Origin of the sequence: Deinococcus sp. NW-56, from assembly GCF_002953415.1 — a bacterium.
Taxonomy (GTDB): Bacteria; Deinococcota; Deinococci; order Deinococcales; family Deinococcaceae; genus Deinococcus.
Genome location: NZ_CP026516.1, coordinates 1,405,274 through 1,425,091 on the forward strand (window position 1 = coordinate 1,405,274; position 19,818 = coordinate 1,425,091).

At 70.1% G+C, this 19,818-nt stretch carries 19 protein-coding genes and 1 other RNA gene; 10 read left to right on the top strand and 10 right to left on the bottom strand.

The window, feature by feature from the left end; all coding sequences use genetic code 11:
* Positions 1–4 precede the first annotated feature (4 nt).
* Entirely contained in the window at positions 5–433 is a 429-nt protein-coding gene (gene mraZ, locus C3K08_RS07025) for a division/cell wall cluster transcriptional repressor MraZ (RefSeq protein ID WP_104990658.1), read from the bottom strand.
* 246 nt (positions 434–679) lie between these two features.
* Between mraZ and C3K08_RS07030 the strand changes: the two genes are divergently transcribed.
* On the top strand, positions 680–1,045 hold the full coding sequence (locus tag C3K08_RS07030; RefSeq protein WP_104990659.1) for a DUF423 domain-containing protein: 366 nt from the start codon (positions 680–682) through the stop codon (positions 1,043–1,045).
* A gap of 40 nt (positions 1,046–1,085) precedes the next feature.
* On the opposite strand, the gene rnpB is transcribed toward C3K08_RS07030, so the two are convergent.
* The 3 genes from rnpB to C3K08_RS07050 form a co-directional block, all read right to left on the bottom strand.
* An RNA gene (gene rnpB / locus C3K08_RS07035) (RNase P RNA component class A) lies at positions 1,086–1,509 on the bottom strand.
* A 99-nt stretch (positions 1,510–1,608) separates the two neighbouring features.
* A complete protein-coding gene (locus C3K08_RS07040; RefSeq protein ID WP_104990660.1) occupies positions 1,609–2,388 on the bottom strand; it encodes a pseudouridine synthase in 780 nt (259 codons plus the stop codon).
* 420 nt (positions 2,389–2,808) lie between these two features.
* Entirely contained in the window at positions 2,809–4,050 is a 1,242-nt protein-coding gene (locus C3K08_RS07050) for an MFS transporter (RefSeq protein ID WP_158679866.1), read from the bottom strand.
* A gap of 84 nt (positions 4,051–4,134) precedes the next feature.
* Between C3K08_RS07050 and truB the strand changes: the two genes are divergently transcribed.
* Positions 4,135–5,067, top strand: a complete 933-nt coding sequence (truB, locus tag C3K08_RS07055; RefSeq protein ID WP_104991971.1) for a tRNA pseudouridine(55) synthase TruB — start codon at positions 4,135–4,137, stop codon at positions 5,065–5,067.
* A 1-nt stretch (position 5,068) separates the two neighbouring features.
* Here truB and gatA read toward each other — a convergent pair whose 3' ends face one another.
* Genes gatA through C3K08_RS07070 form a run of 3 tightly spaced genes read right to left on the bottom strand, consistent with a single transcriptional unit; the run spans position 5,069 to position 7,687 of the window.
* On the bottom strand, positions 5,069–6,523 hold the full coding sequence (gene gatA, locus C3K08_RS07060; protein WP_104990662.1) for an Asp-tRNA(Asn)/Glu-tRNA(Gln) amidotransferase subunit GatA: 1,455 nt from the start codon (positions 6,521–6,523) through the stop codon (positions 5,069–5,071).
* Positions 6,524–6,536: 13 nt separating this feature from the next.
* Positions 6,537–7,067: an SMC-Scp complex subunit ScpB gene (scpB, locus tag C3K08_RS07065; protein ID WP_104990663.1), complete on the bottom strand. Its 531-nt coding sequence runs from the start codon at positions 7,065–7,067 to the stop codon at positions 6,537–6,539.
* A complete protein-coding gene (locus C3K08_RS07070) occupies positions 7,064–7,687 on the bottom strand; it encodes an L-threonylcarbamoyladenylate synthase (RefSeq protein ID WP_104990664.1) in 624 nt (207 codons plus the stop codon). The genes scpB and C3K08_RS07070 overlap by 4 nt, the downstream gene beginning before the upstream one ends.
* A 72-nt stretch (positions 7,688–7,759) precedes the next feature.
* Between C3K08_RS07070 and C3K08_RS07075 the strand changes: the two genes are divergently transcribed.
* The 5 genes from C3K08_RS07075 to C3K08_RS07095 all read left to right on the top strand — a co-directional run bounded on the left by C3K08_RS07075 (position 7,760) and on the right by C3K08_RS07095 (position 15,376).
* Entirely contained in the window at positions 7,760–8,980 is a 1,221-nt protein-coding gene (locus tag C3K08_RS07075; RefSeq protein ID WP_104990665.1) for a type II secretion system F family protein, read from the top strand.
* Between the two features lie 629 nt (positions 8,981–9,609).
* Positions 9,610–10,404: a TnsA-like heteromeric transposase endonuclease subunit gene (locus tag C3K08_RS07080; RefSeq protein WP_158679867.1), complete on the top strand. Its 795-nt coding sequence runs from the start codon at positions 9,610–9,612 to the stop codon at positions 10,402–10,404.
* A complete protein-coding gene (locus C3K08_RS07085; RefSeq protein WP_104990667.1) occupies positions 10,401–12,470 on the top strand; it encodes a DDE-type integrase/transposase/recombinase in 2,070 nt (689 codons plus the stop codon). The genes C3K08_RS07080 and C3K08_RS07085 overlap by 4 nt, the downstream gene beginning before the upstream one ends.
* Positions 12,471–13,550, top strand: a complete 1,080-nt coding sequence (locus C3K08_RS07090) for an ATP-binding protein (protein ID WP_104990668.1) — start codon at positions 12,471–12,473, stop codon at positions 13,548–13,550.
* Positions 13,551–13,624: 74 nt separating this feature from the next.
* Positions 13,625–15,376: a TniQ family protein gene (locus C3K08_RS07095; RefSeq protein ID WP_158679868.1), complete on the top strand. Its 1,752-nt coding sequence runs from the start codon at positions 13,625–13,627 to the stop codon at positions 15,374–15,376.
* 102 nt (positions 15,377–15,478) lie between these two features.
* Here the strand turns inward: C3K08_RS07095 and C3K08_RS17865 are convergent, their stop codons facing one another.
* Genes C3K08_RS17865 through C3K08_RS17870 form a run of 3 tightly spaced genes read right to left on the bottom strand, consistent with a single transcriptional unit; the run spans position 15,479 to position 17,374 of the window.
* Positions 15,479–16,279, bottom strand: coding sequence for a hypothetical protein (locus C3K08_RS17865; protein WP_158679869.1), 801 nt, complete (start codon positions 16,277–16,279; stop codon positions 15,479–15,481).
* Entirely contained in the window at positions 16,279–16,764 is a 486-nt protein-coding gene (locus C3K08_RS07105) for a hypothetical protein (protein WP_104990671.1), read from the bottom strand. The genes C3K08_RS17865 and C3K08_RS07105 overlap by 1 nt, the downstream gene beginning before the upstream one ends.
* Positions 16,691–17,374 carry a hypothetical protein gene (locus C3K08_RS17870; RefSeq protein WP_158679870.1) on the bottom strand — a complete coding sequence of 228 codons (684 nt, stop codon included), beginning with the start codon at positions 17,372–17,374 and terminating at the stop codon, positions 16,691–16,693. Before C3K08_RS17870 ends, C3K08_RS07105 begins: the two co-directional genes overlap by 74 nt.
* Positions 17,375–17,559: 185 nt before the next feature.
* Between C3K08_RS17870 and C3K08_RS18260 the strand changes: the two genes are divergently transcribed.
* The 3 genes from C3K08_RS18260 to C3K08_RS07120 are packed head-to-tail and all read left to right on the top strand — an operon-like array spanning position 17,560 to position 19,550.
* Positions 17,560–18,234, top strand: a complete 675-nt coding sequence (locus C3K08_RS18260; protein ID WP_234009001.1) for a LexA family transcriptional regulator — start codon at positions 17,560–17,562, stop codon at positions 18,232–18,234.
* A gap of 3 nt (positions 18,235–18,237) precedes the next feature.
* Positions 18,238–19,335 carry a DUF2726 domain-containing protein gene (locus C3K08_RS18265; RefSeq protein WP_199776886.1) on the top strand — a complete coding sequence of 366 codons (1,098 nt, stop codon included), beginning with the start codon at positions 18,238–18,240 and terminating at the stop codon, positions 19,333–19,335.
* A gap of 17 nt (positions 19,336–19,352) precedes the next feature.
* Complete coding sequence (locus C3K08_RS07120) at positions 19,353–19,550, top strand: hypothetical protein (protein WP_104990672.1); 198 nt, start codon at positions 19,353–19,355, stop codon at positions 19,548–19,550.
* The last annotated feature ends 268 nt before the right edge of the window (positions 19,551–19,818 follow it).

Here is a 19,818-nt window from a genome sequence, read left to right on the forward strand (position 1 = left end):
TCAGTTACGCCACGAAATGGGCGAGAAGGTCAGGGTTGGGCGGGTCCTGCTGCACGGCGGCGATGGCCGCCTCCCAGCGGGCCGGGGTCCACAGTTCCAGACGTCCGGGAGCACCCGCCACGATCACGTCGCTGCCCAGCCCCGCGAAACCGCGCAGGGCCAGCGGCACCGAGACGCGGCTCTGGTTGTCCAGCCGCGCCTTGCTGGCGCCGGAATAGAAAAACCGCACGAAGGCGCGGGAGGCCGCGTCCGTGAGGGGCAGGCCTTCGAGTTGCTCTTCGACCCGCCGCCAGCTTGCCAACGGAAAGACGTAGAGGCAGCCTTCCATGCCGCGCGTGAGGATCATCCCGTCTTCCACGAAGTCCCGAAAGGCCGGAGGCATGACCAGTCGGCCTTTGTCATCGATGGTGTAGGGGTACTCTCCGAACGGCAACGTTTCTCTCTTCCCACACGCCTCCCACCGGAGGCTCCGGCCGGGGGCGCACGACGCGCAGCCGCGCAGCGGCGTACCAGACGCGACTGTGGGCTGCTACCGGGAGTGTAACAGCCCCCCCCACGCTTTACCACCGATTCCCACAATTTCCCCGATTCGGGGAGCAGTGGCCCTCCCTTTTCCCACTTGTCCCACCGGGGCGACTGCCTCTGCCCCTCCCCTGTCGCCGCGCCCTACCCTCCGGGGATGAGACTGAATCCGACGGTGACCGGGGCGCTGCTAGCCGCCCTGGGAGTGGGGCTGGGCGCTTTCGGAGCGCACGGCTTGCGCGGCGTCCTGGACGCGGGCGACCTCGCCACCTTCGAGACGGGCGTGCGTTACCAGATGTACGTGGCGCTGGCGCTGCTCGCGCTGGGGGCGGGGGGACGGCGGGGGGCGTGGGTGCCCCTGCTGCTGGCGGGAGCCGTGATCTTCAGCGGCAGCCTGTACCTGCTTGTGCTGACCGGGCCGCGCTGGCTGGGGGCGGTGACGCCGATCGGCGGCGTGCTGATGATCGCCGGGCTGCTGGTGGCCGCCTGGGAGGCGCGGAGCAGGGAGGGCGGCCGGGCATAAGCAGGCCCACCGCCCCGGATGGGAGACGGCGGGCCTGGAGTGGACCGGGGAGGCGGTAAGCCGGGTTCTGTCTCCCACCGGGAGGTGGGGCACGGCCATCTCTCTGGGATACGCGTCGCCGCGTGCCTCAAGCGACCATCCTGGCGATCATCGGAACGGGCCGTTCCTCCCGCGCTGTCGGGTCTTGCACCGGATGGGGTTTACCAGCGCCCCCGGTCTCCCGGAGGCCTGGTGCGCTCTTACCGCACCGTTTCACCCTGACCATCCCCACCCGCGCCGGGGCTGTCTGGGAATGGCGGTCTGGTTTCTGTGGCACTGTCCTTCGGCTTCGCCGCCTCCCCCCCGACCTGGCGCTCGGGTGGGCGCTTGACTCGCCGACCAGCCGTTAGCTGGCATCCTGCCCTGCGGTGCCCGGACTTTCCTCACCCCTGCGTGAGCAGGAGCGCGGCCGTGAGCCTCCCCGCGTTCCGGAGTGTAGCAGGGCGGGTGGACGAGGGAATGGGGAGGGGAGGGCGACCTCCAGCCTCCGCCACTTTACAAAGGGCAGAACACCGACGGCACGCCTACCCCCACCGCTCCAGCGTCTCCGCCTCCTGGCGCTCCCACACCCGGCGCGGCACCTCGGCGGGGTGCAGGAGGTGGTGCAGGTCGCGGCTGTCGAGTTCGCGGTACTCGCCCGGGCCGAGGTCGCCCAGCCACAGGCCGCCCATCCGCAGGCGCAGCAGCCGCACGACCGGATGCCCGACTGCCTCCAGCATCCGGCGCACCTGTCGGTTGCGGCCCTCTCCCAGGGTGACCAGGGCGCCGCCGGGCGCGGGGCGGGCGCTGAGGGCCTGAGCCAGACCATCGTCCAGCGGGAGGCCGCGCTCCAACCGCGCGAGTTCAGATGGAGTGGGGTCGCCGTCCCCATCCGTCCAGGCCCGGTAGACCTTCTCGTGGCCGTAGCGGGGGTGGGTCAGGCGCAGGGTGAGGTCGCCGTCGGTGGTGAGGAGGAGCAGCCCTTCCGAGTCGCGGTCCAGGCGGCCGACCGGGTGCAGGCCGGGAACCGGGGGCATCGCGTCCAGCACGGTGCGGCGGCCGTACTCGTCGCGGGCGGAGGTGACGTATCCGGCGGGCTTGTGCAGGACGTAGGTGACCGGGGGCGCCGCCGTCACGTCGATCAGGCGCCCATCCACCCGGATTTCGTCGGTGGGGATAACGGTCCGGCCCAGCGTGGCGACTTCCCCATTGACGGTGACGCGGCCCGCCATGATCAGGGCCTCTGCCGCACGGCGCGAGGCGATTCCGGCCCGTGCGAGGCGCTTGTGCAGGCGCTCGGGGGCACCGCCGCTGCCGCCCGTCACGCGCCCCTCCGGGAACTGGCGGAGGGCCAGCCCAACAGCCCTGCCACGGCCAGCGCAGCCAGCAGGCCCGCGAAGCCCAGCATCGCGCCGCGCACGGCGGGGGGAGCGTGTCGCCCAGCCGCAGCACGGCGGGCACCAGGGCCGCGACCAGCAGCAAGTTGCCCCCGGCGAGCGCCCCGGCGCCCAGTGCGTCCGGTCGGCTGCTCGCGGCGAGCAGGAAGAGGCCCCAGGCCAGCACCAGCCCGCCGCTCACGCGGGCCAGCCAGAGCGGCGAGACGGTCAGCAGCGTGGCGACCTCGGGCGGCAGGAAATACAGAAACAGGCCGACCGGCACGAACACCAGCGAGGTCAACCACAGGGCAGCACGCAACACGTCCCGCAGTGTAGCCGCCGGGCCTGGGGCCACTGGTCCGGCCTGCCTCAAGGCGGGGCGAGCGGGGCCGACTCCTCCGAACCCTGCGCCGGAGTGCCGCGCCGCAACCACGGCAGGGCGACGAACGCCCCCAGCAGGCAGGCCACTCCGGAGAGGGCGATTACCCCACCCGCGTTCACGCCCAGCAGCAGCAGGCCACCCAGCGCAGTGCCCAGGGGCGCGGCAGGTCCCAGCAGCATGGTCCGCAGGCCGAACAGCCGCCCCTGCCGCTCGGCGGGCACGCTGCGGTGCAGCAGGGTGGTTTCCAGCGCGGTGTAGGGTCCCCACAGCACCCCGCCCACGAACATGACCCCCAGTGCCGCCCCGAAGCCCGGCACCAGCGGCAGCGCGGCCACACATAGCCCCCAGAGCGCCATGATGCCGACCAGGACGAGTCGGGTGGGCAGGCTCCGCGCCAGCACGCCCACCAGCAGCGTGCCTCCCAGGGTCCCCACCCCCAGCGCCGACCACAGCACCCCGTAGCCCTGCGCCCCGGTGCCCAGCGTCTCGCGGGCGAAGACAGGCAGCGCGGCCTCCAATGGGCCGTACCCAAAGTAGAAGAGGGTGGTCAGCCCCAGCACCGCAAGGACGGCGGGGGGCCACCGCCCGCCCGTGGGTCCCGTGGGTGCCCGCTCCCCCCCAGCGGCCCGCTCGCGGCGCGGTAGCAGGGGCAAGGCGAGCAGCGCCCAGGCCATCGCCAGGAAGGTCAGCGCGTCCAGCCCCAGCGCCCGTGGCGCTCCCCACGCCCCGACGAGCAGCCCCGCGAGCGCCGGACCGAACACGGTGGGCAGCTGGGTGGTCAGGCCGTAGGCGGCGTTGCCTCCCTCCAATTCATGGTCGGGGAGGAGGGCGGGCACGTAGAGGCGCACCCCGATCTGGGTGGCGGGGGCCAGCGCCCCCATCAGCGCGGCGATCAGGAAGACCAGCCACAGCTCCAGCCCTCCCAGCGCGTCCAGCAGCGGAATCAGGGCGATCAGGGCGGCGCGGGCCACATTGTCAGCCAGCATCAGCGGGCGGGGCTGAAAGCGGTCCATCGCCCGGCCCCAGAGGGGAGCGGTGACCACGGCGGGCAGCGCGAAGCACAGCAGCAGCCCCCCCACCGCCGTGCCCCCGCCTGTGCGTTCCAGCACGTACCACGTCAGCGCGAGCCAGCTCAGGGTGTCGCCCAGGCCCGAGACCATCGCGCCCAGCCACAGCCGCCGGAAGAGGGGCCGGGTACGTAGGACGGTGAAGAGGGAGGCGGGCGGCATCCGGCGGAGTATGCCGCGCCGGAAGCACCCGGCCCCCGCCCCAGCTCTCTTTTGTCCCCCTGACCCTGCTACGCTGCCTCTCCTATGCCCGTGATCGCCGTGGACAAACCGCTCGGCCTGACCTCCCACGACGTGGTGAACCGTGCCCGCCGCGCCCGGGGCACCCGGCGGGTGGGGCATACCGGAACGCTGGACCCCCTGGCGACCGGCGTGCTGGTGCTGTGCGTGGACGACTCCACCAAGCTGGTGCAGTTTATGGAGCACGACTCGAAGGACTACCTCGCCTGGATCAGCCTGGGGGCAGGCACGCCGACCCTGGATGCCGAGGGGCCGCTCGGGGAGGTCGTGGAAGTCACGCCGCCCGACGAGGCCCGCGTGCGCGAGGTGCTGGCCGGATTCCTGGGGCCGCAGCTTCAGATCCCGCCGCAATACTCCGCGATTCAGGTAGGTGGGCAGCGCGCCTACGCGGTAGCGCGGGCCGGGGGCGAACTGGAGTTGAAGGCGCGTCCGGTGGAGATTCAGGGGCTGGCGTTGCTCGGCCTCTTTTCCTCTGTAGACGACGCTCCCCGAATCTTCTCGCGTGGTGCGGAGGGGTGGACCCCCGACCCGGCAGGACGGACCTTCACTCTCCCTCCAGCATTGGGTGACTTTCCCACCCTGCTCGTCCGCGCCCGTGTGGGCAGCGGCACCTACCTGCGCTCGCTGGCGCGGGACGTGGGGGCGGCGCTGGGGGTGCCCGCCCACCTCGCCGGGCTGGTGCGGACGCGGGTGGGCCGCTACGACCTCGCGGACGCGGTGGTCGTGGACGGGTTGGCGGAGGCCCAGGGCTTGCCCGACCTCGCTGTGCTGGACTTTCCCCGGATTGAGGCCGACGAGCGCCTTGCCCGCGAGCTGCGGCAGGGCAAGCGTCCGGCGCATTCCGCGCAGGGGCGGCACGTGGTCACGCTGGAGGGAGCGCTGGTGGCCGTGGTGGACGGCGACGGCGAGCGGCTGCGGGTGGTGCGGGCCTGGGCGTAGCTCAGATGCCCGGCGCCACCTCCACCCGAATCGCCCCCATCTCCTCCAACGCGCCCGCCAACGCCGTCAATCGCTCGTCAGCCAGCGCGGGCGCGATGAACTGAACGCCGACCGGGAGGCGCACCCCGTCCACCGTCTCGAACCCGGCGGGCACGCTCAGCGCGGGCAGCCCGGCGAGGTTCACGGCTACCGTGTCCACGTCGGCGGCGTACATGGCGAGGGGATCGCCCGTCTTCTCGCCCCGGCGGAAGGCGGGAAAGGGGCTGGTGGGCGAGACGAGCAGGTCGAAGTCGCCAAAGGCCCGCGCGAAGTCGTCCGCGATCAAGCGGCGCACCCGCATGGCCTTGCTGTAGTAGGCGTCATAGTAGCCGCTGGACAGGGCATAGGTGCCGATCAGGATGCGCCGCTTGACCTCGTCCCCGAAGCCGCGCTCGCGGGTTCCCGTCATGCTGCCCACCACGTCCCCGGCCGGAACGCGCTCGCCGTAGACCATGCCGTCGTAGCGGGCGAGGTTGCTGCTCGCTTCCGGCATAGCGATCAGGTAGTAGGTGGCGATGGCGTGCCGCAGGTGGGGCAGGCTGACCTCCCGGACCTCGGCACCGGCTCCACGCAGGGCGCCCAGCATGGCTTCCAGCGCGGCCTCCACCCCCGCCGTGTTCCCCTCCAGGCTCTCGCGAATCACGCCGACCCGCAGCCCGCGCAGCTCGTCTGGGGTGCCCACTCGGAAGGCCGGGGGCGCGTCCAGGCTGGTGGCGTCACGGGGGTCGTGCCCGGCGATCACATTCATCAGGCCCGCGAGGTCGGCGGCCGACCGCGCGAAGGGGCCGATCTGGTCCAGACTGCTCGCGTAGGCCACCAGCCCGTAGCGGCTGACCCGTCCGTAGGTGGGCTTGAGGCCGTACACGCCCGTCAGCGCGGCGGGCTGCCGCACCGAGCCGCCCGTATCGCTGCCCAGGCTGACCGGAACCAGCCCCGCCGCCACCGCCGCCGCGCTCCCGCCGCTGCTGCCGCCGGGCACCCGCGAGCGGTCCCAGGGGTTGAGGGTGGGGCCGCAGGCGCTCGTCTCGGTGCTGGACCCCATCGCGAACTCGTCCATGTTCGCCTTGCCGACGATCACCGCTCCCGCCGCCGTCAGCCGCTCCACCACCGTCGCGTCGTAGGGCGAGACGTAGTTCGCCAGAATGCGGCTGCCGCAGGTCGTCGGCGTGCCCCGCGCGTTGATGTTGTCCTTGAGGACGACCGGCACCCCCGCGAGTGGCAACGTCTCCCCCGCCTTCACACGTTCTGCCACCCGCGCCGCCGCCGCCTCCGCCCCCGCGTTCAGGCTAACAACCGCGTTGAGGTCACGGGCCGCCTGGGTCCGGGCGCGGGCGTCCTCCAGCAGGGCCTGCGGGGTCACGTCCCCGGACTGAACGGCGCGGGCGAGGTCGGTGGCGGTGGGGAGGTGGGCGGACATGGGACAGAAGCTATCAGCCGCGCAGCAGCCCCGCGAACTCGGCGCCCTCCAGCGGCGGCAGCTCGTCCAGCCCGGTCAGGCCGAATTCCAGCAGGAAACGCTCGGTGGTGCCGTACAGCAGGGGCTGTCCCACCGCATCCGAGCGGCCCACCACCTTGACGAGTTCGCGCTCCTGGAGCGTGACCACCGTGCCCGCGCTGCCGCCGCGCATCGCCTCGATCTCGGCGCGGGTGACGGGCTGGCGGTACGCGATGATCGCCAGCACCTCCAGCGCGGCGGCACTCAGCGCCGGGAGGGGCGGCGGGGCCAGCAGCGGCGCGAGGTGGGCGGAGAGGGCCGGGGGCACGACCAGGCGGTAGCCCCCCGCGACCGCCTCCACCTCGAAGCCCAACCCCGCCTCGCGCAGCCGGACGGCGAAGGCGTCCAGCAGCCGGACGGCGGCCTCCTCGGGCAGCCCGAGCAGTTCGGCCACCTCGCGCCGGGTCACCGGGCGTCCGGCGGCGAGGAGGGCCGCGCCGACGAGTTGCTCGGGGGTGGGGATCACGGGCGGCGACCCGCCAACCGTGCCCGCACCTCGGCCACCGGAAGCGCTCCCTCGCGCAGCACCTCCAGCCCGCCGTCCGGCCCCACCCGCACCACCGTACTCGCCTCACCCCGTGCGGGCACGCCGCCATCGGGCAGGAGGAACACGCCCAAGCCATAGCCCTGCGCCTCGGCGTGGGTGCGGGCGGCGGGAAGTCCGGCGGGATTGAGGCTGGTCGTGGCGAGCAGGCCCCCACAGGCGGCAAGCAGCGCCGAGGCGACCGGGTGGTCGGGCAGGCGCAGCCCCACCCAACCGCCGGGCGCGAGGGGGGGCGGACAGGCGTCCGAGGCGGGCACCACCAACGTCAGCGGCCCCGGCCACAGCTCAGCGAGGGCGTCCACGACCTCCGGGGTCCGGGTCAAGGGGCGGGCGTGGGCCACGTCCAGGCACGACACCTGCACGGGCTTGGCGGGGTCGCGGCCCTTGAGGACGAAGAGGGCGGCCAGCCCCTCCGGGGAGGCCGGGTGCGCGGCGAGGCCCCAGACCGTCTCGGAGGGGTAGCCGACCACGCCGCCCCCGGTGAGCAGGGCGGCGGCCTGGGTGATCTGGGGGGAGACCCCGCTGGATAAGGGTGTGTTCATGGGAGATTCAGGGCCGGGCGCCCGCGCCCGTTGTAAGGGGAACGCAAGACCCCCGCCACTATAGTCACCGTCATGCCGGTCTACGAATACCGCGTCCGGGACCGCTCCGGGAAGGTCCTGAAGTCCCAGATGGAGGCCGAGACCGAGCGGCAGGTCCGCGACGCCCTGCGGGCCAAGAACATGATGATCGTCGAGATCAAGCCCCCCAAGACGGGCCTGAACGCCGACGTCAAGATTCCAGGCCTGACTGACCGTCCCCCCGGACTCAAGCAGGTGGCGGTCTTTTCCAAGCAGCTCGCCACACTGATCAACGCGGGCGTGCCACTGGTGCAGTCCCTCGCCATCCTCCAAAAGCAGATCGAGAGCAAGGCCTTTCAGGCCATCGTGGCGAGCATCCGCACCGATGTGGAGGGCGGCACGCCGCTCAGCGAGGCCATCGTCAAGCATCCCAAGGTCTTTAACCGCCTGTACGTCAACCTCGTGCGGGCGGGCGAGACGAGCGGCACGCTGGACTCCATTCTGGAGCGCATCGCGGCCTTTCAGGAAAAGGAACTCGCCCTGCGCGGCAAGATCAAGAGCGCGATGACCTACCCGGTGATGGTGCTGGTCTTCGCGCTGGGCATCACGTACTTCCTGCTGACGACCATCGTGCCGCAGTTCGCGGGGATTCTCGCGCAGCTCAACGCGCCGCTGCCCTTCATCACCCGGATGCTGATGGCGGTGTCGGACTTCCTGAAAAGCTCAGGGCTGCTGATCTTTGTCTTTATCGCAGTCATTGTGGTGGCTTACCGCTACGTCTACAAGACGCCGAAGGGCCGCCATACCATCGACGACATCAAGCTGCGGCTGCCCGTGTTCGGCAACCTGCTGCAAAAGAGCGCCATCGCGTCTTTCGCCCGCACCTTCGGCCTCTTGATCAGCAGCGGCGTGAACATCATCGAGAGCCTGGAGATCACCAAGGGCACCGCGAACAACGCCATCGTGGAAGAGACCATCGAGAACGCCAAGAACGTGGTGATGGTGGGCGAGCCAATGAGTGCGAGCCTGGCGACGAGCAAGGTCTTTCCACCCATGGTGGTCAGCATGGTCTCCATCGGCGAGGAGACGGGGGCGCTCGACTCCATGCTGGGCAAGGTGGGCGACTTCTACGACCGCGAGGTGGACGAGGCCGTCGAGAGCCTGACCGCCGCCATCGAGCCGCTGATGATCGTCTTCCTGGGGGCCATCGTGGGGACCATCGTGGCGGGGATGTTTCTCCCGATGTTCTCGATCATCGGGCAGCTCAGCCAGTAAATTGTCAATCTCAATCGGGCATGTCAGAAAATAGTCCAGCATGTCAGTGCTCCCAGAGGCCCTTCTCCCGAAGGGTCTTTTGGCGTCCAGGGCGATGAAAATCCGCGCCGTGTCGTGCCGAGGCTCGCCCCTCATGCTGCATAAAGCACTGTATTGACATGCTGAGCTGAGCAAGAAAATCCTTCGTCTCAGGAATTCCCCGTTCTGGCGCTCGATTTCGCTGCTCAATCCAGTCTGTCAGTTCTCAACTCAGCATGTCAGTCCGGAGAATGCGCTCCTGGACGGTGAATTTCAGCCTGAAAGCTTCTGGCCGCGAACATTGCTGACATTCCTGGCTGCGCCACTTCCGCGGCTCAGGTGCCCGTTGCCTCGTCTGAGACGCCATTCGGCCTTCGTGCAGAGTGCGTGTCAGTTCATCACCTGCCTGTCATCACCCGCCGGGGGTGTCCACATCTGCGCCCCCTGCCCCACGAAGCGCGCTCTAAGGTGACCAGGACCGCACTTGACCCTCTATGACACCTGGCACATACTGTGACCGACACCCTGGACGCCTCGCCCGCGTCTCCCCGGTCACCGCGCCGGGGAGAAGACACCGCCGCCTTGTGTCTTCACGCCTCAGGAGGACCCTTATGACCGCCGCCTGGCCTGTCACCCCCTCTCCTGACGAACGGGTCCCGCCCGACCCGCCGCAGCGCTCCCCGTTCGCGGTGCTGTACCGCCCGGTGGGCGCCCTGGACCTGCTGCGCGGCGAGCCCGCGGTGCTGCGCGGCCTCTCGCCCTTCGACCTGGAGCCGGCCCGCGAGGTTCCCAACTACCACGGCCAGCAGGGCCGGGTCGGCTGGTACGCCTCCGCCAAGATGGGCGCGCACCTGCGCTTCGAGTCGGGGCTGGAGCGCCTGCGCATGCAGTTCCTCGACTTCGACCCCGGGGTCACCGCCTTCGCCGCGCAGCCGTTCACGTTGGAGTGGACCGAGGGGGGCAAGACCTACCACTACACCCCGGACCTCTTGATCGTGCGCCCCGGTCGCCCCCGGCTCGTGGAAGACGTCAAGCCCGCCGCGTTCCACGGCTCCCCGCGGCTGCAGCGTGCCTTCGGCGCGGCCCGTGACGCCCTGGCCCCCGTGGGCGTGGACTTCGGGCTGTGGGCGTCACCCGAGACCACCGTGGTGCGCAACGTCCAGTACCTCGCCGGCTACCGGCACGCTCCCCGTGGCCTGACGACGTACCTCAAGCCTGTGCTCGCCGCCCTGCGCGACCGTCCCCGCACCCTGGCCGAACTCGCCGAACGCACCGGCCCCCCGGCGCTGACCCGCCCGGTGATCTACCACCTGATCTGGGCGCACCGCGTCCACTTTGACCTCACCCAGCCGCTCTCGCACGGCACGGTTCTTTCCCGGGCCCCCCAGCCGGGCGAGGCCACGTGACCCGCCTCGCCGCGGGCGCCGCCGTCCATCTCCAGGGCGCCGCTTACCTGGTGCTGGGCTTCACCAAGGGCGGGGAGGTCCGGCTGCGCGACGCGGACGGGGGCGAGCGGGTGCTGACGCCCCTCGACCTGACCCAGGACCCCACCTTCAGCTCCCTGGGCGAGGCGGCCACCGCCCTCTCGCCCCAGCAGGCCGCCTGGGACGCGCTGAAGCCCGAGATCCGCGCCCCGGCGCTGGAGCGCGAGGAGCACGTGCGCGAGGTGCTGACCGGGTACCGCCTGGGCCAGCCTGACCCCCGCTTTCCCGGGGAACCGCGCCCGGCCTACCAGGAAAACAGTCAGCAGAAGCGGATCGACGCCAAGGCCGCCGAGCTCGGCGTCAGTTCCCGGCAGGTCTTTCGCTGGCTGAGGGACTACCGCGCCGCCGGCAACCATCCCGCGGCGCTCATCGACCGCAACGCGGTCCGGGTGGCCGGGCGCCTCGGGGAGGCCGAGGTCGTGATCAGTGACGCCATCTTGCGCGTCGCGCGGCGCCGGCAGCAGGACAGCGACCTCTCCTACGTCACCCTGCGCGACCTGGTGGCGCGCGAGCTGGAGCAGACCGGCCACCCGGATGTGCCCCTCCCCAGCCAGAACACCTTCATCAAGCTGGTGAACCGCTACGCCCCGGAACTCACCCAGTCCGCGAAGCGGCGGCGCAGCGACGCCAGTCGGGGCGAGAAGCGCCCTTTCGGCAAGATCGTCTGCATCCGGCCCGGCCAGTACGTCCTGATCGACATCACGCCCTTTGACCTGATGGCCCGCAGCGAGATCGACGGCAAGGAGATCCGGCTGCGCCTGGTCGTCGCCATGGACCTCTACTCGCGCGCCATCGTGGCCGCGCGCCTGATGCCCTACGAGCCCGGGGCCGTGGACATCACCACGCTGATGCTCGACATCGTGCACCCGCTGCGCCCCCACCCCTCGTGGCCGGCGCTCCCGGAAGACGCCCGGCTCCCCTACCTGGGCATCCCCGAGGGCCTCATGCTGGCCGCGCACGACATGCCCGAGGGCCAGCCGCTGCTCAATTTGCCCCCGGTGTTGCCCGAGGCCATCGTGGTGGACAACGGCAAGGTCTTTATCAGCCGGCCGCTGCGCGAGCTCTGCGCGCGCCTGGGCACCGACATCCTGCTGGCCCGTCCCGGGACCGGCAGCGACAAGGCGCACATCGAGCGGCTCTTTGGCCACATCCGCGGCGCGCTGGCGGAGCGCCTGAAAGGGTACGTCGGCCCCCATGTGCTGGCGCGCGGGCTCCAGGTCGAGGCGGTGCACTTTCCCTGGGAATTGCAGTTCGAGCTCACGCAGTGGGTGGCGCGCTACTACAACCGCCGGACCCACGACGGGCTGAATCATCCGCGCACCCCCAAGGTCAAGCTCACCCCGATGGAGATGTTCGCCTTCGGCGTCTCGCACGCCGGCCACCTCACCGTGCCGCTGGGCAAGGACGCCTACTACCTCGCGCTGCGCACCGAGCGGCGCCTGATCACCGATACCGGCGTGCGCATCGACGGCGCGCAGTATGACAGCGACGTCCTCAACCCCTTTCGCAAGGCGGAGTCGCCCTATCCGGGGCTGGGGCGCAAGTGGCCCTTCAAGATCGATGCCCGCGACCCCACCGTCATCCACTTCCAGCACCCCGTGACGCTGGAGTGGCACGAGGTCCCCGAACGCGACGCGGAGTGGCGCGCGCGCCCCTTCCAGCTCGAGCTGGCCGACCAGGTGAAGGAGGTCCTGGAGGAGCGCGCGGCCATGCCCGACAAGGACCCGCTGGCCGCCGTGCGCCGTGAGATGGACGACGCCTACACGGCGCGCGTGGCGCGGTCCCAGCGCCTGGCCGCGCACACCGCGAAGCAGGCCCTGACCGGCCCCCAGAAGCAGGCCGCCTCACGGCGCGAGGCCGCCGAGACCCAGCGTGAGGCCATGACCGGCCGGGGGCGGGCCCCGAAGAAGCCGGTCAAGCCCACGGCCCCGCCCCTTCCTGAGCCAACCACCGAGAACCTCTTCGAGATCGTGGGAGATGAATTCTAAATGACCGGAATCATTCTGCCGTTCGGTCCCCCGCAGGGGGATGGCGAGGACGCCCAGGGCGACAACATCTACACCTACGACGGCTGGCGCGCGTTCGTGAACCGCCCGGTGCCCACCCCACCTCCCGCGATGACCCGCGCGCTGTATGAAGCGCTGCCGCGGGAGGGTCGCGAGTTGTACGACGAGACGCGCCGCACCTACATCATGCAGTTCGGGCCGATCAACACGCCCATGCTGGACGTCGCCAAGCAGGTGATCAAGGAGCAGGTCGACGCCAACGTGCGGGCGCCGCTTGACCAGGTGAAGACCGGCGTGATCATCGACGGGCACGCCAACCTGGGCAAGACGACCATGGTCAAGGCCATCGCCCGGCAGTTCGAGCGGAGCATCCGGGCGCGGACCTCCTTCGCGGGGCCGGAAGCCGAGCACCTGTTCATCCCCGTGGTGCACGTGACCCTGCAGCGCGACACGACGCCCAAGGCGATGGCCCAGGCGATCTGTCACTACCTGCATGTCCCCCTGCGCGGCCGCGAGACCGAGCACCAGCTGGTGCAGGCCATCCACGAGGCGGTCCGGCGGCACAGGATCTTGCTGTTCGTGGTGGACGACATCCACTTCCTGCGGGTGCGCTCGAAAAGCGGCCAGGAGACGTCGAACTTCCTGAAGTCGCTGATGAGCCTCACCGGGGCCACCTTCGTCTACGTGGGCGTGGGCGTGGAGGAGCTGGGCATCTTGCAGGAACACGGCCCCACCCTGGCGACCAGCCAGACCGCCTCGCGCTTCATCCACCTGCCCATCCCGCCCTTCGAGAAGGGAAGTGACGCCTGGACAAGACTGCTGCGCGCGGTCGAGGGGCACCTGGCGCTGCTGGATCAGGAGCCGGGCACGCTCGAGAAGCACGCGGCGCTGCTCTTTGGCCGCAGCGGGGGCAGCGTGGGCCCCCTGATGAACCTGCTGCGCAAGGCGGCCCTGCAGGCGGTGGGGGGGCAGGAGCGCATCGGCGCCCAGGCGCTGCGCCAGGCGCGCATGGACTACAAGTCCATGATGGACGGCAGCCTCGAGGAAGGGGGCAGCGAGTGAGCCGGCCCCGCCCGCTGTCCTCGGCGCCGCGCCCGCTCGGGGGCCCCGGGGGGCCGGAGGCCTTTCCCAGCTACGTGGACCGGCTGGCCGCGGGGCAGCTGATTCCGGCGGCCGTCTCGACCATCCTGAAGGACACCGGCCTGCTGACCGAGGACCGCTTCGACGCCCGCGTACTCCCCGGCTACGGCATCGACCTCACCCCCGAGCAGCGGGAGACCTTCTCGCGGGCCTGCCGGCTGGGCCCCGGCGAGCTGGACGCCATGCTGATGCGCTCCCTGGATGGGGTGGCTTACGACCTGATCGGGCTGGACGTGCGCGACGCGAACAGCGTCCGAGCGGTCGCGCACCGTGAGTGGTCGGGCTTCGCGGGCTCCGCCTGCTGCCCGGAGTGCCTGCGGGAGACCGGGGGATGGCGGCTGCGCTGGCGGCTGTGGACCTCGTTCGTGTGCCTGACCCACGGCCGGCTGCTGGGGGCGCGCTGCCCACGCTGCGAGCACCGCACCGGCAACTACCGGGCCGATCAGGGCAACCGCCCGCGCTTTCTCACCCATGTGCCGGTGCCGGGCCTGTGCGCCAACTCGCTGCCCCGGGGCCTGAGCGCCCAGGGGCGGGCGGCGGAGCCCTGCGGCTTCGACCTGCGCACCCTGGAGACGGCCGACCTCTCGGGGGCGCCGCGCCTGCTCGCGGCGCAGCGCGCGGTGAACGCGGCGCTGGAGCGCGGGGAGGCGGTGGTCGCGGGGCAGGAGGTGTCCGCCCTGGTCTATGTCCGGCACCTGCGCTCGCTCGTGGCACTCGCCCTGCACGCCGCCCAGCCCGGGGACCTGGGCGAGTTGCCCGCTCCCATCCATCGGGCCTGGCAGGAGGCATGCGAGGCCCGGGACGATCTGCGGGCCTCGGAAGCCGGAAGACGGGGCACCCGCTTCCACCCCTACAAGGCAGCGCCGGACGATCCCGCCCTGGTGGCGGCCACCCTGCCCTGGGCGGTGGAGCTGCTGGCCTCGCCGGACCAGGCCGGGGTGACGCGGGGCCTCAGACCCCTGATCGAGCGCTCGCGCGGCATCCGCGGCAGCGCGGTGCGCGCCCTGGGCCGCGACTTTCACCTCGAAGGGGTGCTCGCTGCGGCGCTGGACGAAGCGCTCGCGCCGCGCGCGCTGACCCAGCGCACGGTCGGGCACCTCGCCCCGGGTGGGACGGGGGAGTACCGGACCTTTGACCCCGCCCGGGTGCCGCACCTGATCTGGGCGGCGGACTACGAGAACGACTTCGGGCCGCTGCTGCGGGACTCGGGCCTGAGCGAGCAGGCGGCGCGGGTGGCGATCAGCATGGCGCTGGTGCGCCTCGCGCGGCCCTGCAGTGTGCGGGAGAGCGCCGCGCTGCTGGGACTCGAGGGCCGCTTCGGGGGCACGAGCACGAACCCGATGATGCTTTACCTGGGACGCACCGCCGGCAAGGAGGCTTTCAGCGAGGCCCTGCACGCCCTGGCGACGCGCCTGGAAGGGCCGGGACCGCACCGGGACTACCGGGCGGCGGAACGGGCGCTGGAGGACTTCGTGGAACTGGACGCGGACGCCTGGGAGGCCTGCCGGAACGCGGCCGGGCTGCCGAGTGCCAAGTCCGCGGCGCTGCGGCGCAACTCGGCGGCGTGGATCTGGTCGGAGATCCTGAGCAGCCACCCGCACTTCTCGCCGGCGCTCACCGCGCCGGGGCTGAACCGGGTCTCGGCGCGGGAGGTCTACCGCCGCTTCGAGGCCAGCCAGTTGCCGGCGCTGGAAGAGGCGCTGAGCGTGCAGCGCCGCTGGATGGAGGGGGAACTGGGGCTGAGCTGAGAGTTGCTCGTCTTTATGCGGGTCCACAGTCCCGGGAGCTCACGGCAGGGTTGCTGACCGTGAGCCCGTACCTTCCTGGAGTCAGCCGGGCTCCTTCTGCTGTCAGATGACCTTGCGCGTGTACCACTCCTCGAGAGTGCTCGAGGTAATAATCTCAACCCGTGGCCCCGTCTGGGGGCGTGTCAGACCGGCCTGACGGTAAGACAATCCCAGAAGGCGTTCCGCATAGGGACTGGGCGACAGCGTAGCGACAGCAACGTTCGAGGAGGTCCCAAAGTGCTGGTCAAGGGCCTGCGCGAACTGATGCATGCGCTCAACCTTGCTGACAAATTTGGCAGATACCCTGTCGTTGCTCCTCTGCGCTGCCCGATATTTGCTATCCAGGTTCTTCTTGACCTCCAGGAACTCTCCAACAGAAAGTGCCTCGAACCAGGCATTGACATCAATGGGCTTATCGACCATGGAGGCGACAGGCGTAGCAGGTGGCGCCGGGAAGTGAGGGCAATGCTCATGATAGATCTCCGCATTGTCCTGGCTGTATTTCATGCGCATCAGTTCGAGGTATACGAACTCGATGATGGCCGCCAGCGCGTCAACCCACACATCCCGACGCGAGGGAGCGCTGTACTCAAGATAGTGAGCCTGGAGCTTTTCGCAGAAGGTCCGAGTCTCGTCTCGTAGAACAGATTCAATCGAGCTGCCATAGCCGTCGACCAGATTTTCAAGGACAACTTGATACCTTGCATAATCAGCTGAGGTGCGCGTTAGTTCGCGCAGATCATCAATAATGTCAGAGCCCTGGATAAAGAGTGATGCGAGTTCGCGGGCGAACTGCTTACAGGCCTCTTCATCAACGCCCGGCTTCAGAGGGGATCGGCCGTCCTTGAAATTCTCCGGCGCCACTATTCCAACTCCGCGCCGTCCTCGACTGGTGTAGGCGCTTCCAGGCGGGTGCGAATCTGCAACAGTGGCAGGTGATACTCGGGCAACCCGCTGCGGGTCAGCATGTCTGAGATGAAGCTGCGCACATAGGGCCAGGCAATCAGGCTCGGTGTGTCTACCTCCATGAAGCTGCGCAGATTCGCTGTGGCACCCTCATAGTCGGCGCTTCTGAACATGCTGATGATGGTAAAAGCGAACTTGACCGCCGGAGCTGGCCTGGCGTCCTCGCGTGCGGTGGAATCCTCAGGGTCATCTTGGGACACGACCTCCAAGGCGAGAACGCCCTGGAGGTCGTCTACCACGGTTGAGTGAAGTACGTTGACGTCAAAGTCGGGGAAGCGGTAGGGGCCTTCCCCAGCCAAATCGAGCCGCTCAAAAGAGCATTTCAGATACTGGACGCTTTCGAGACGTATGGGATGATGGGCAGACAACTCGAGCTGGCGCACTCACCAAATATAAAGCCCCGGCGTGGGCCGAGGCTTTGTGGGCAGCGCTCTCGCGCGGCAAAGGATGGTCTGGGGGTATCCAACCGGGCTCTGGAAGGCTTGCCGGGGTGCTTGAGCGTCCGGTCTCGATATAAGCATGCTTCGCGAGCGTCTGCAAAAGCGCCTCTGGCAGAACCCCTTTTCGAAGAGCGGCAATCACGGTCTCGCGCCGCTCTGGCGCGGCCTCAGCCAGCAGCTGCTCACGGTTCAAGCGCCGCAAGAGCACGGGACCCACATCGGCTAGCGCCTCGATACGCGCCACAACATCGTCCTCGGTCCAGGAAAAGGTCTCTTCGGAGAAGTTGATCAGCGCCTCGAAAATTCGCATCTCTTCGGTAGAGCGAACCGCGAGGCGCGAGCGCGCCGCTTTCAGACGCATCAGATTGGTCTGAGCGTCCTCCCGCATCTCCTCCCAGTACTGGACAGCAAAGTCATCTTCCAGGGTGAGATGTTCGGTTGCGTTGTCAAGAACAGCGATGAAGGAGTCGAAGCGCTCCATGGCTCGGTTCTGATAGCTCTGTGACGACATTTTCTCTCCTCCCTTCCTTTCTTGATGGGCGACCTGAATCACCGGTGCTTATGAATCAGTCTGTCCAGGATAGCGCGTGGCGTGGAGGGTGCCTGAAGGTCAGACTAAGAGTTGCACCCCCCGCCGGGGCGGACATGATACCTCACTGGCCCCAGCTCTGGAGGGACTTTTGCTGACCCTTCTGTCTCATCCACATGGCCTATGTGCTATCCTGTCACAGGTGTCACATGACTCAGACTGAACTGACCGGGCGGCCGCGTGATGTGCTGCACATGATCGCCACGCTGGAGAACGCGGGGGAGATGGTCACCCTGCACCGGGTCGCGGTGGCGCTGGGCCTGCCCCGGCAGAACATCTGGATCTACGTGCGCAAGCTGCAGGAACGCGGCCTGATCATCTACAGCCCCTCCGAGCGCTTCACCACGCCGCTGCGCCTGAGCGAGGAAGGCTGGTGGGTCTCCGAGGTGCCCCGCGCCGCCGGCATCGACCTGCGCTTCCCGATCCTGGGCGAGGTCGCCGCCGGCCGCCCCACCCTGGCCGGCGAACAGGTGGAGGCCTACGCCACCCGGCTGCAAGACGTGCTGGACCTGCGCGAGGGCGACTTCCTGCTGAAGGTGCGCGGGGACTCCATGACGGGCATCGGCATCTTCCCCGGCGACCTGGTAGCGATCCGTCCCCAGCAGGAGGAACCCCACGGCGGCGAGGTGGTGCTGGTCCTGGTGCCCGGCGAGAACACCGCGACGCTGAAGCGCTGGCACCGCGACAACGGCACCGTCACCTTGGTCAGCGAGAACCCGGCCTGCGCTCCCATGACCTTCCCGGTCCAGGAGGTGCGGGTGCAGGGCTGCCTGGTGGGGCACATCGGCGCGGGGCGCAGCCGGCGCTCCCCGAACGGGGAGTAGCCCATGACCTCGCGGCCGGGAGAGGACACGCTTCGGCTGGCCCCCCGACTGCCGGGTGTTCACCCCGCGGTGCGCTACGGGGAACTCGAGCCTCCCGACCGCGCCCTGCTGCTCGCTCTGGAAGCCCAGGGAGGGGCCGCGGAGGCGAGGTGCCTGGCCCGGGTCCTGGCGGTGCCGGCGGTGGACCTTCACCCCCGCCTGGGCGCCCTCGCGGCCCTGGGCCTGATTCAGGAGGCGGCGGGCCGCTGGGGGATCGTCCCGGAACTGCGCAGCCGGGTGCAGCGCGACCTGGGCGCCTCGGTGGGAGCGCGGGTGGTGCTGAGAAGCGACCAGACGGTGCGGTGCCCAGAGCCCAACGTCGGCGAGCGGGTGCTGCGCTCACTCTGCCGCGAGGTCTTCGCGCCCCATGTGGTGCGGCCCTGGGTGCCGCTGCGCCAGGTGCTCGACGTGCAGGTCATGAACACCCTGCTCGACGAGCCGGACCGCGCCTTTCTCGCCAACCGCAGCGTCCAGGTCGACGTGGTGGTGGAGGACCTGGAGAGCGGGCGGGCCCTGCTGGCCGTGGAACTCGATGGCCCGCAGCATGAGCGCAGCCCGCAACTGGAGCGCGACGCGCGCAAGGACCGCATTCTGCGGGTCGCCGGCCTGCCGCTCGTGCGGCTGTGGACCTGCGAGGCCGATCCGCCCGGGGAGGAGCTGCTGCGCGCCCTGCTGGGCTGGCGGCTGCGCGGGGCGCTGCGGGACCCCCGCTTTCTGGCCGCGTGTCCCGCGGCGCTGCGGGAGGTGCTGGAACGGTGCCCTGCACCGGCCGGAGAGGAGTTCCAGACCCTGCGCGCCGTCCTGGGCGAGGAGTTGCTCACCTCCCTGCTGGGGGAAGGCCCGGGCGCGCCGGCGCGTGAGGCGACCCTGACGGAGATCGTGGCGGGGCTGCGCGCGGCGCACAGCGACGAGGGGATCCGCCAGTGGTTCGAGCGCGCCCGCTACACGCTGCGCGGGGAGTGCCCCCGCGACATCCTGCGGGGCGAGTGGTCTCCGGGGGACGCGCGGGTCCGGCGGGTCTGCCGGCTCGCCGCGGCGGGTGGGAGCTTCTTCGCGACCTGACCGATCAGGAGGACGACATGACGCAGCACTTCGCGCCCACCCCGGGCACGCCGGCGGTCTACACCCTGGACCTGGATTCTTTCGCCACCGGGGAGGGACGACTCATTCAGGTACTGGGCACTGTGGCGAGCAGCGAGGAGGAGGCGCAGGAGCGCTTCTGGGAGACCTTCTGGGCCGACAGCCGGGCGCCGCACAGCACTTCCGCCCGGGCCTGAGGGTGCAGCGCGGCACCCGGCCGCGAGCGCCTGGCGCGCCACTTCACGCCGGAGTTCCTGGACCGTCTCGAGAAGATCTCCGGGGCAGCGGGGGCGCTGAGCCTCTCGCTGGGCTGGTCTTCAACCTGAGCTGAGGGGCAGCGCCGCGCCAGGACGCCCCAGGCTGCTGGCGACCTCCGGTCCGCTCAGAGAGGCCGGGCGGACCCCTCCAGCGTTCTGGAGCCGCTCCAATATTCGCCGCGGCCCCGACAGGCCTTCCGTAGACTGT